Origin of the sequence: Mycolicibacterium diernhoferi, from assembly GCF_019456655.1 — a bacterium.
Classification (GTDB): domain Bacteria; phylum Actinomycetota; class Actinomycetes; order Mycobacteriales; family Mycobacteriaceae; genus Mycobacterium; species Mycobacterium diernhoferi.
Genome location: NZ_CP080332.1, coordinates 2,733,798 through 2,745,070, shown reverse-complemented (window position 1 = coordinate 2,745,070; position 11,273 = coordinate 2,733,798). Strand labels below are relative to the sequence as shown.

The 11,273-nt window shown below is 69.0% G+C and carries 10 protein-coding genes; 4 read left to right on the top strand and 6 right to left on the bottom strand.

Translation table 11 applies throughout. The features are described 5' to 3' along the window. Positions 1–7: 7 nt before the first annotated feature. The gene (locus K0O62_RS13080) at positions 8–1,351 is read right to left on the bottom strand and encodes a hypothetical protein (RefSeq protein WP_073854554.1); all 1,344 of its coding nucleotides are present in this window, start codon (positions 1,349–1,351) and stop codon (positions 8–10) included. 231 nt (positions 1,352–1,582) lie between these two features. On the opposite strand from K0O62_RS13080, the gene K0O62_RS13075 reads away from it, so the two are divergent. Further along, positions 1,583–2,782 (top strand): thiolase family protein, encoded by a 1,200-nt coding sequence (locus K0O62_RS13075; protein ID WP_073854552.1) that lies wholly within the window; start codon positions 1,583–1,585, stop codon positions 2,780–2,782. A gap of 2 nt (positions 2,783–2,784) precedes the next feature. On the opposite strand, the gene K0O62_RS13070 is transcribed toward K0O62_RS13075, so the two are convergent. The 3 genes from K0O62_RS13070 to aspS all read right to left on the bottom strand — a co-directional run bounded on the left by K0O62_RS13070 (position 2,785) and on the right by aspS (position 6,545). Beyond that, positions 2,785–4,149: a hypothetical protein gene (locus K0O62_RS13070; protein WP_234799980.1), complete on the bottom strand. Its 1,365-nt coding sequence runs from the start codon at positions 4,147–4,149 to the stop codon at positions 2,785–2,787. A gap of 106 nt (positions 4,150–4,255) precedes the next feature. After that, the gene (locus K0O62_RS13065; protein ID WP_073854550.1) at positions 4,256–4,708 is read right to left on the bottom strand and encodes a nitroreductase family deazaflavin-dependent oxidoreductase; all 453 of its coding nucleotides are present in this window, start codon (positions 4,706–4,708) and stop codon (positions 4,256–4,258) included. Positions 4,709–4,769: 61 nt separating this feature from the next. After that, positions 4,770–6,545: an aspartate--tRNA ligase gene (gene aspS, locus K0O62_RS13060; protein WP_073854548.1), complete on the bottom strand. Its 1,776-nt coding sequence runs from the start codon at positions 6,543–6,545 to the stop codon at positions 4,770–4,772. Positions 6,546–6,643: 98 nt separating this feature from the next. Here aspS and K0O62_RS13055 point away from each other — a divergent pair, with 98 nt between their 5' ends. Then, on the top strand, positions 6,644–7,135 hold the full coding sequence (locus K0O62_RS13055) for an SRPBCC family protein (protein ID WP_073854546.1): 492 nt from the start codon (positions 6,644–6,646) through the stop codon (positions 7,133–7,135). A gap of 1 nt (position 7,136) precedes the next feature. Here K0O62_RS13055 and K0O62_RS13050 read toward each other — a convergent pair whose 3' ends face one another. Then, positions 7,137–8,612: a carboxylesterase/lipase family protein gene (locus tag K0O62_RS13050; RefSeq protein WP_073854544.1), complete on the bottom strand. Its 1,476-nt coding sequence runs from the start codon at positions 8,610–8,612 to the stop codon at positions 7,137–7,139. A 77-nt stretch (positions 8,613–8,689) separates the two neighbouring features. Between K0O62_RS13050 and ypfJ the strand changes: the two genes are divergently transcribed. Next, the gene (ypfJ, locus tag K0O62_RS13045; protein ID WP_073855275.1) at positions 8,690–9,583 is read left to right on the top strand and encodes a KPN_02809 family neutral zinc metallopeptidase; all 894 of its coding nucleotides are present in this window, start codon (positions 8,690–8,692) and stop codon (positions 9,581–9,583) included. 24 nt (positions 9,584–9,607) lie between these two features. Here ypfJ and K0O62_RS13040 read toward each other — a convergent pair whose 3' ends face one another. Then, the gene (locus K0O62_RS13040; RefSeq protein WP_073854542.1) at positions 9,608–10,510 is read right to left on the bottom strand and encodes an acyl-CoA thioesterase; all 903 of its coding nucleotides are present in this window, start codon (positions 10,508–10,510) and stop codon (positions 9,608–9,610) included. Between the two features lie 84 nt (positions 10,511–10,594). Between K0O62_RS13040 and K0O62_RS13035 the strand changes: the two genes are divergently transcribed. Then, entirely contained in the window at positions 10,595–11,236 is a 642-nt protein-coding gene (locus tag K0O62_RS13035) for a TetR/AcrR family transcriptional regulator (RefSeq protein ID WP_079244103.1), read from the top strand. The last annotated feature ends 37 nt before the right edge of the window (positions 11,237–11,273 follow it).

Here is an 11,273-nt window from a genome sequence, read left to right as displayed (position 1 = left end):
GGCGGCGCTACTCCATCACGGCGTTGAGCTCGAAATCATAGAAGGCTTCCTTGACCGATTGCATAAGGGCGTCTTTGGTATTCGGCGCTCCGGGTTCCCAGGACGCGACCGAGATGCAGACGGCGCCGCCGACGGAGCCGGCGGCCAGCAGCATGCGGCCGCCCATCCGCTCCAGGTCACCGGCGGTGAGTCCGGGCTCCGGGGAGGTGGCGAAGAAGAGGTCCGCGGGCGTGCCGTCCGGGCGGTTCACCTGCTCGGGCAGCGGGCCGGAGTTGGACGAGCCGATCGGCTTGCCGACCTTGAGAACCAGTTTCTCCAGCCGGCGCAGCAGGAATCTCGGTGTGTAGGGCGCCAGCGGCAACGGCGCCAGCAGCCGTTCGCGCTTGTCGGCGCACTCGATGAGCGCCGACTTGATGTCCGCCCGGATGGGGCTCAGATCGCCCGGCGAGGTATGCCCGTCCGCCATGACGGTGATGGTGTTCAGCGCGTTGCCCCGGGTGTCGTCGGCGACCCGCTCGCTGACCGGGAGCGAGAGCATCGCCTTGCCGTCGGCGTCCACCCTGCCGACGATGACGCCGATGCGGGCGGCGATCCCGGCGAGCAGGGCATTGCTGGATCCGCCGAGGGCTTTGGCCCGGGCATCCCATTCGGCCTCGTCCACGCGCACCGCGACGGTGGGCAGGTTGACCGGGCGCTGCGGGTGCCGGACGGCCGAGGCGGGCGCGGCGGCCTTCGCCGACTCGGACAGGTCCCCGGACTGCTCGCGGGCGATGCGGGCCGCGCCGATCACGGCGGCGGGAACCTCGCCCAGCGCCCGCAGCGTGGTGCGGGTGTCCTCGCGCAGCGCCTGCCGGCGGGTGCGCGATCCGCGAGCCGGATAGCCGAGGTTGCGGTCGGTGCCGTCGACGGCACCGATGATGGATTCAATCAGGGCACCGGCGTCGGCCACGGTGTGCGACACCACCAGGGTGACGACCGCGCCGCCCTCGACGAGGGGCTGCACCCCGACGTGCCACGGCGGCCCGAACTCGGGATCGACGGGCACGTTGGCGCGCTCGTCGACGAAGTCCCACATCTCGTCGCGGCGGCGCTCGACGGCGGAGATGTCGATTCCGGTCGGCTCACCGGACCGGACCCAGTGGTGCCGCCCGAACGGGATGGAGGATCGTTCGACGAGTCTGCCGAGCAGCCCGCCGGACAGATTGCGGTGAAATCGTCGCAGGCCGTCCATGTCGACCCCACGCTCGTAGATCCACACGTACTGGATCACCGGTCCCCGGCCCAGGGCACGCAGCCCCAGGTACGAGCCTTGGTCCATATAGGCCAGCGTGTTGTCGGCGGCGTCGCTCATGTATCGGGGGCCCTTTCCGTGCCGCGATGACTCGGCCGGCGCGTACGGGCCCCCCTGCACGCAGTCGACTTTGCTACGGGTCTACTGAATTACGTCGGTCAGCATACCCGCCAGCAGATTTTAACAGGATAGTCAATATCTTCGGTCCAAAAGCCCGCGGGTGATCCGACCGGAATCTCCGCGACAGCTGGGTTGTTATAGCGATACCCAGACTCTGGTTCAGGAGGACACATGTCAGGATTCTCGGACCGCGATGCGGTCATCGTCGGCGCCGTGCGCACACCGGTCGGCAAGGGTAAGCCGGGCGGCGGCCTGCACGAGGTGTTGCCCGCCGATCTGCTGGCACACAGCCTCCGCGAGCTGATCGCCCGCACCGGCGTCGACCCCGCCCTGGTCGACGACGTCATCGCCGGCGCCGTCACCCAGGTCGGTGATCAAGCGGTGAACATCGCCCGCAACGCGCTGCTCGGCGCCGGATTCCCGGAATCGGTTCCCGGTACCACCGTGGACCGCCAGTGCGGCAGCAGCCAGCAGGCCATCAGCTTCGCCGCCCAGGGTGTGCAGGCCGGCGCCTACGACATCGTGATCGCCGCCGGCGTCGAATCGATGTCGCGGGTGCCGATGGGCTCCTCGGTACTGCCCGGCAGTGACCCGTTCGGCCGGGACATGACCGCCCGCTACTCCGAAGGCCTTGTCCCCCAGGGCATCAGTGCCGAGCTCATCGCGGCGAAGTGGAATCTGTCGCGCGCCCAACTCGACGAATTCTCGGCGGGCAGCCACGAGAAGGCGGCCGCCGCCACCAAGGACGGCCTGTTCGACACCGAACTGGCCCCCATCGCCGGGTTGAACACCGACGAGATCATCCGTCCCGGCACGTCGGTCGACACCCTCGCCGGGCTGCGCCCGGCGTTCTACAACGAGGCCTACGCCGCCCGGTTCCCGCAGATCAACTGGGAGGTCACCCCGGGCAACTCGTCGCCGCTGTCCGACGGCAGCGCCGCGGTGATGATCACCAGCGGGGCGACCGCACGCACGCTCGGACTCACCCCGCTGGCGCGCATCCACACCACCGCCGTGGTGGGCTCCGACCCGCTCTACATGCTGACCGGTGTCATCCCGGCCACCGAGAAGGTGTTGCGGCGCGCCGGGCTGAGCCTGGACGACATCGATCTCTTCGAGGTGAACGAGGCCTTCGCCCCGGTGGTGTTGAGTTGGGCGGCCGAAATGGGCGGACGATCTGACTCGGCCTTACTCCAAAGGGTGAACGTCAACGGCGGCGCCATCGCGATCGGGCACCCGCTGGGCGCCAGCGGGGCCCGGATCATGACCACCCTGGTCAACGCGCTGCAGCAGCGCGGCGCCCGGTACGGCCTGCAGACCATGTGTGAGGGCGGCGGCATGGCCAACGCCACCATCATCGAGCGGTTATAGCCTCACCACTCGATCGTCGGCGGCAGCCCGAAGTCGGCGAAGGCCTTTCCGACGGCGTCGGCCAGGGCCGACGCCGAGTTCGGTCCGCCGACCTTCCAGGACGCGATGCTGATGGCGACGGTGCCACCTGCGATCGTGACGCCGAGCGCCAGATGCCCACCGCGGCGGGCGAAAGCGTCCTCGGTGACGCCGTTCTCGATCATCCGGCCGATGAAGAAGTCCGCTTCGGTACCGTCGATCCGGCTCAGGGCCGGCGGCATGTCCCCGGCGTTCGAGCACCCGATCGGCTGCCCCTGCTGCAGCACCGCCTTCTCGACGGCGGCCATCAGCGATTTCGGCACGAACGGAATCAACGGCAGCGGCGCCATCATGGCGTCCCGGGTGGCCTGCATCTGGACCAGCGCATCCTTGACCGCCTTTCGCAGCACGGCGAGATCGGTCAGCACGGTCTCGGGGTCCACCGTCACCGTGATGACGTTCAGCGCGTTGCCGCGGGTATCACCCTCGGTGCGTTCACTGACCGGGAACGTCAGCATCACGTTCCCGTCGGTGTCGATCCGGTCCAGGGCGTGGCCGAGCCGGGCCGCCAGCGCGGCGACGAACGCGTTGCGGGTGCCGCCGAGTTCGGCGACCTTGGCATCGAAGCTCGCCACGTCGACGCTCGCGGCCACCATCGGCACGGTGACCGGTTCCTTCGATCCCGACGACGCCGCCGGTGCCGGCACACCGGCCTTCCCGGTCCTGGGGGTTTCGGCCGCCTGCCGGCGCTGCAGGCGCACGGTACCGACCACCGATGACGGGATTGCGGGCAGCGATCGCAGCGTGGACAGCAGATCTTCACGCAGCGCTTTGCCGAAGGTCCGCGAACCCGGCGCCGGATAGCCGAGGTTCCATTTCCGGCCCTCCACGGCGGACACGATCGACAGCGTGGAGGCGGCCCCGTCGGCGATGGTGTGCGAGAACACCAGTGACACCGCCGATCCCCCACCGATCAGCGGTTGCACCGCCAGATGCCATGGCGGACCGTCCTCCGGGTCGACCGGGATCCTGGCCCGCTCGTTGGCCCACTCCCATACCTGAGAGCGGGCCCGTTCACCGGTGGCGACGGCGATGCTGTCCGGGCCGGCGCAGGCCACCCAGCGATGCCGGCCGAACGGAAGTGGCGACCGCTCGATGCGCCGGCCGAGCAACGTGTGTTTTAGGTTGCGCTGGAACCGGCGCAGACCGTCCAGGTCGACGCCGCGCTCGTAGATCCACACCGACTGCCCCACCGGGCCGCGGCGCAGCGCCCGCAGCGCGACGTAGGATGCGTGATCCATGTAGTCCACGGTGTTCGGCGCCGGATCGCGCACGACGAGTTCGGCCACTGATTCCCCCGCATCTCCCCCAACACAGTCAGTCGGGGTGAGCATACGAAATGCAGAGCCAACGCACAGCATAAGGCGAAGTCCGATCGCCCGGGAGGGGCGTTTGCTACGCGCGCGTCAATTCGAACAACGGGATCGCCCGCGTCGTCTTGGCCTGGTACTCGGCGAACACCGGCGCCAACGCGATGATCTTCGGGTAGGTCGCATCGCGCTCATCTGCGGGCAGTTCGCGGGCGACGACCTCGTAGCTGTCGGTACCCACCTCGATGCGGGCCTTCGGGTTCGCCCGCAGGTTGTGCACCCAGGCCGGGTTGGACGGAGCCCCGGCGTAGGAGCCGACGATCAGCACCTTGCCGTCGATCTCCAGATAGGCCAGCGGCGACAGCCGCGGCTTGCCCGACTTGGCACCGGTGGTGTGCAGCAGCACCAGGGTCGCCCCCGCGAAGGGTCCGCCGACCTTTCCGGCGTTGGCCCGGAACTCCTCGACGATGGCGCGGTTGAAGTCGTCCAACGCCGCGGTGTCGGCGACGAGCTTGTCCTTGTCGAGTTCGTCTGTCATGCGACTGCCTCGCAGGCTCGGCTGCCGCATTCAGGTCCGATGATTCGCTCGCAAGCTTCGCTCATGCCTTGTCCAGCTTTTCCGGCTTGGCGTCTATTCCCGATTCCTTGCGCTGCTGCGCGGTGATCGGCGCGGGCGCATCGGTCAACGGGTCCACGCCGCCACCCGACTTGGGGAACGCGATGACCTCACGGATCGAGTCGACGCCGGCCAGCAGCGCGGTGATCCGGTCCCAGCCGAAGGCGATGCCGCCGTGCGGCGGCGCACCGTAGTTGAAGGCGTCCAGCAGGAATCCGAACTTGTCCCGGGCCTCGTCATGATCGATGCCCATCATCGCGAACACCCGTTCCTGCACATCGGCGCGATGGATACGGATCGACCCGCCGCCGATCTCGTTGCCGTTGCAGACGATGTCGTAGGCGTTGGACAACGCGCTGCCGGGGTCGGTGTCGAAGGTCGCCTCGGACTCCGGCTTGGGCGAGGTGAACGCGTGGTGCATCGCGGTCCAGGCGCCCGAGCCCACCGCGACGTCACCGGAGGCGGTCGCCTCCTCGGCCGACTCGAACATCGGCCAGTCCACCACCCAGGTGAACGCCCACGCCGCCGGGTCGATCAGATCCAGGCGCTTGGCGATCTCGATGCGGGTCGCGCCGAGCAGGGCGCGGCCGGCCTTCACCGATCCGGCCGAGAAGAAGATGCAGTCACCGGGCTCGGCGCCGACGTGCGCCGCCAGGCCCTCGCGCTCGGCATCGGTGAGGTTCTTGGCGACCGGGCCGCTCAGCTCACCGTCCTCGCCGACCAGCACGTACGCCAGGCCCTTGTGCCCACGCTGCTTGGCGAACTCCTGCCAACCGTCCAGCGTGCGCCGGGGCTGCGACGCCCCGCCGGCCATCACCACGGCGCCGACGTAGGGCGCCTGGAACACCCGGAAGGTGGTGTCGGAGAAGTATTCGGTGCACTCCACAAGTTCCACGCCGAACCGCAGATCGGGCTTGTCCGAACCGAACCGGCGCATCGCGTCGGCGTAGCTGATCCGCGGCAACGGAGTGGGGAGGTCGTAGCCGATCGTCGACCATACGGCCCGGAGCACCTCTTCCGAGATGGCGATGACGTCGTCGGCGTCGACGAAGCTCATCTCCATGTCGAGCTGGGTGAACTCGGGCTGGCGGTCGGCGCGGAAGTCCTCGTCCCGGTAGCACCGGGCGATCTGGTAGTAGCGCTCCATGCCGGCGACCATCAGCAGCTGCTTGAACAGCTGCGGGCTCTGCGGCAGCGCGTAGAAGGAGCCGGGCTGCAGCCGGGCGGGCACCAGGAAGTCGCGGGCGCCCTCGGGCGTCGACCGGGTCAGCGTCGGGGTCTCGATCTCCACGAAGTCGTGCTCGGCGAGCACCCCGCGGGCGGCCGCATTCACCTTGGAGCGCAACCGGATTGCGTGGCCGGGCCCTTCGCGGCGCAGATCCAGGTAGCGGTACTTGAGCCGGGCTTCCTCGCCGGCGGTCTCGTCCAGCTGGAACGGCAGGGGTGCGCTCTCGCCCAGCACGGTCAGCTCGGTGGCATTGACCTCGATCTCGCCGGTGGCGATCTCGGCGTTGGCGTTGCCCTCCGGGCGCACCTCGACGACACCGGTGATCGCCACGCAGAACTCGGCGCGCAGCCGGTGGGCCTGCTCCAGCACGGCCGCATCGCGGAACACCACCTGGGAGGTGCCCGAGGAGTCCCGCAGGTCGATGAAGATGACGCCACCGTGGTCGCGCCGGCGCGCCACCCAACCCGCCAGGGTCACCGTCTGACCGGCGTCGGTGGACCGCAACGAACCGGCGGCATGGGTGCGCAGCACAAAAACTCCTCGTGAAGAACTGTCGGGACGATTGTTCAGTCTAGAGAGTGGGTCCACCCGCAGGGTGCGGCGGCATATATGGTCGGCGGGTGCCGACCATGTACCCCTGCGAGCGCGTGGACCTGGACTTCATCTCCGATGCCCCGTTCCGCTTCGTCAGCACCGTCGAGTTGGCGATCAGTCCCGAGCAGCTGTTCGAGGTGCTCTCCGACGCGCAGTCCTGGCCGCAGTGGGCCGCCGTCATCACCAAGGTGACCTGGACCAGTCCGCAGCCCTATGACGTCGGCACCACCCGCACTGTGCACATGCGCGGCGGCATCGTCGGGGACGAGGAGTTCCTGGCCTGGGAGCCGCACAGCCACATGGCCTTTCGATTCAACGAGGCGTCGACCACCAGCATCGCGGCGTTCGCCGAGGACTACTGGATCGTGCCCACCGAGCAGGGCTGCCACCTGACCTGGGTGATGGCGATGAAACCGGGCGGCGGCGCCGCCCGGCTGGGCATGCGGGTGGGCAAGCCGGTGATGGCGTGGATGTTCCAGCGTTTCCTGCACAACCTGCGCCGCTACACCGACCAGCGTTACCGCTGACTCAGTACACCCCCGCCCAGGCCGCGCGCCGGATGCCGTCCGGGTCCGGCACGGTGACATCGCGGGTCGAGCGGATCACCAGGGTGCGGCGGTGCTCGGCGTCATAGCGCGGCCAGACGCTGCGGCCGTCGGTGGCGAAGTCCAGCCAGGTCCGCTGCATCCGCCTGCCCACCGAGGGTTGGACGCGGCGGCCCAGCGGGTGCAGCCTGCGCCCCAGGTACGAGCTGTAGCTGTGCTGGATGTGCACGATCTCGCTGCCGTGCGTCGCGCCCAGACCCAGCGCCTTCAACGTCCAGGTGGTGTGGTCGAAGCGGTACACGTGGGTGGGCGCGTCGACGCTGTAGGCATCGATGAACGCCCAGGTGGGTGCGCCGAACATGGCGTCGGAGCCGAAGTCGACCAGCGCGCTCCGGCGCGGAAACCCGGGATAGGCGGCCAGTACCCGGTCCCGGGCATCAGGTGCGACGCGGGCGAAGAACCCGTCCACGCCGGCGGCGGTGGTGGGCAGCATCGGCGGTTTTCCCCACGCGAACATCGACGCCTCGTGACTGTTGGTGCCGATGATCAACGGGACCGGCGCCACCCGGCCCGACCGCGCCGCGTCGATCGGGTGCTCCGGGAGCAGATCGACGCCGTGGGTCAGCCCGTAGGCCAGCACCGGGGTCTGGGCCGCGCTCTCCAACTGGATCTGGCCGGCCGCCCGGCGCAGCCGGCGTTGCGGCAGCGCCCTGACCTCGTCGGCCTCGACACCGAGTTCGGCCAGGAACGCCCGGGACTGACGCGCCCGGGTCTCCCGATCGGCGATCAGCGGCAATGCCGGGCTCTGCGCGATGGCCCGCCCGAACAGGCCCTCGGCGGCCGGGCTGGCCAGCAGCGCCAGCACCGACGTCGCCCCCGCCGACTCCCCGAACACCGTCACCTGCTCCGGATCGCCGCCGAACGCGGCGATGTTCTCCCGGATCCAGCGCAGCGCGGCGAGTTGGTCGCGCAGGCAGAGGTTGTCGTCGAAACCGGCGCCGAGGTCGCCGAGTTCGAACCCGCCGAAGACCCCCAGCCGGTAGGTGACGTTGACCACGACGACGTTGCCGTTGGCGGCCAGCCGCGAGCCGTTGTAGAGCTGCAGCTGCCCCGCGCCGTAGACGAAGGCACCCCCGGGGATCCACACCATCACCGGCAGCGAGCCGGACACGTCCGGGGACCAGACGGTGACGGTCAGGCAGGCCTCGTCGCGCATCTTGGGGTCGTCCCGCCCGCCGCCCACGAAGGAGCGGCCCTGCGGCGGCAGCGGACCGTGGTCGGTCGCATCGCGCACCCCGGTCCAGGCCTGCAAGGGCCGGGGCGCCCGGAAGCGCAGATCCCCGACGGGTTGCTCGGCGTAGGCGACGCCGCGCCAGACCCGCACCCCGCCCTCGGCGGTGCCGCGGAGGCGGCCGTGCGACGTCGTCACGATCGTCGACAGTTCGGCGACTGGAGCCACGCCCGAATCGTAGTGTGGAAAGCTGAACCCCGGCTGAACCGCCAGACAGTGCCCGACAGATGGAGTTGGTGGGGACGATGACCTTCAACGAGGGTATGCAGATCGACACGAGCACCACGTCGAGCAGCGGCGGTCGCGGCGGAGGCGGACGACGGATCGCGGTCGGCGGCGGGGTCGGCGGCCTGTTGCTCATCGTGGTGGCCCTGTTCCTCGGTGTGGATCCGGGCAGCGTGATGCCGCAGACCCAAGGCGGCGACTATGCCAGCGAGGGCTATTCGGATCCCGGCTTCGATCTGAGCCAGTGCAAGACCGGCACGGATGCCAACGAGATCGTGCAGTGCCGGGTGGTCGCCACCGGTAATTCGGTCGACGCCGTATGGGCGCAGCAGCTGCAGGGCTACCAGCGCCCGCAGGTGCGGTTGTTCACCGGTCAGGTGGACACCGGCTGCGGCCGGGCTGACAGCGCGGTGGGTCCGTTCTACTGCCCGGCCGACCGCACCGCCTACTTCGACACCGACTTCTTCGATCTGCTACGCGACCAATTCGGTTCCAGCGGTGGGCCGTTGGCCCAGGAGTACGTCGTCGCCCACGAGTTCGGCCACCACGTACAGAACCTGCTCGGCGTGCTCGGACGCGCACAGCAGGATCCGCAGGGCCCCAAGGGTGGCGGGGTGCGCACCGAGCTGCAGGCCGACTGCTACGCCGGGGTGTGGGCGCACTACGCGGCCATCACCAAGCAGGAGAGCACCGGCGTTCCGTTCCTGGAGCCGTTGAGCGACAAGGACATCGCCGACGCCCTGTCGGCCGCGGCCTCCGTCGGTGACGATCGCATCCAGAAGCAGGCCACCGGCCGGGTGAACCCGGAGTCCTGGACGCACGGGTCATCCGAGCAACGGCAGAAGTGGTTCACCGTCGGCTACCAGACCGGCGATCCGAACAAGTGCGACACCTTCGCCCCTGGCGCGATGTAACCCGCCCCCGGCGCGATGTAACCCTCAGAGCCGCGACTGGTGCTTGATATCGGTGTCGGTGGTGCGCAACGGGCGGATCAGCCCGTCCTGACCGAACGAGGCGAGCAGTTCACCCTCCTCGGTGTGCACGGTGCCCCGCACATAGGACATTCCGGCGCCGACCTGCGTGCTCTCATGCCCGTAGAGCAGCCAGCCGTTCCACTGCACGGGCTCGTGGAAGCTCACCGAGACGGTCATCGGGGCGGTCGAGACGGTGAGATGGGCTTGGGCCGTACCGATACCTTCGTGTGCGCGCATGGTCGTCGAAATCCCCAGGTGTCCAGTGAAATACGCGATCAGGGCCTTGGCAAGATCATCCCGAGCCGGGATCGGGTCATAGTGTAGCCACGCATGGATCTCCGGCGGGCCGACTTCGTCGGGGCTGTTGACGTCGACCACGTCGACGAGGCGGACCTGACGCCCGGTCATCTCCATGATCGGGCGCTGCGCGTCGGCCGGGGCCACCACGTCGGCCCGGGGCAGATGGTGGCGGATGACGTCTTCGGAGGGCACGTCGGCCAGCACCGTGACGGTGATGCAGCGCTTGCCGTTCTGCGAGGCCGTCACCACCGCGGTGGCCGTGGAGCGCCCCTCGGACACCACGTCGATGTCGAGTTCCACCGGCGGGCCGACCAGCACGACCCGGGCGAAGACGGCATGGGCCGAGCGCACCGACTTGTCCGGAAAGCGCTTGGCCACCGCCACGATGGCCTGCGCCAGAACCTGCGTGCCCTCCACCACCTGGCGATCATCGGCTCCGGCGAGTCCGGTCTGCGCGATGAACCGGTTCTCCCCATCGGGCTGCGACTCGAAGAGCTCGAGCAGCCCCTCCAGCGTCCACAGCACCTGGTCCTGCGCCTGGTCCGAAGTCGTCTCCGAAGTCGTCATACTGTCCCTTCCTAGCGGCTCTCCGGAAACGGTAACGTCATTCTCATCGGTTGCACAATGGTTCCGCTCGCGAGGAGTCGACAGATGACCAAATCGACGTCGCGCGCCGAGGAGGCCGCGTCACGGCCCGCCCGGTTCATGAAGTCGGCGCTGGAGATCCTCGGCGAGACGGGCCGCGCCGACTTCACCGTGCTCGCGGTGGTGGAACGGTCCAAGACCTCTCTGCGGTCCTTCTACCAGCACTACTCGACCAAGGACGAGTTGCTGCTGGCGCTCGTCGACAAGATCATGACCGAGTCGTCGGCGCGGTGGCGCGCCGACGTGCAGGGCCTCGACGCCGTCACCGCGCTGCGGACCCTGGTCGAGCGGATCAGCGCGCCGGCAGCCTCGACCAAGCAGGACAGCATCAACCGTGGGCTGACGTTCTACAACGACCACCTGGCCGAGACGCTGCCCCGCGAGTACGCCCGGGTGCTGTCCCCCTTGCACGAACTGATCGTCGACATCATCACCACCGGTATCGCCGAGGGCGTCTTCCGGGAGGCGTCGGAGGCCGAGACCGACACCGCCGCAGCGCTGATCATGCAGACCGTGCTCGGCGCCCTGCGCCTGCGGGCGCTCGGCGCCGAACTCAACGGCACGCCGGTCGAGGGCACCCACATCTACGAATTCTGCGTCCGCAGCCTGCTGCGCGACCCCGGTCACCCGATCCATCGGTCGTGGTAACGTCATTACCACTCCACGGAAATCAGCCTTTCAGGAG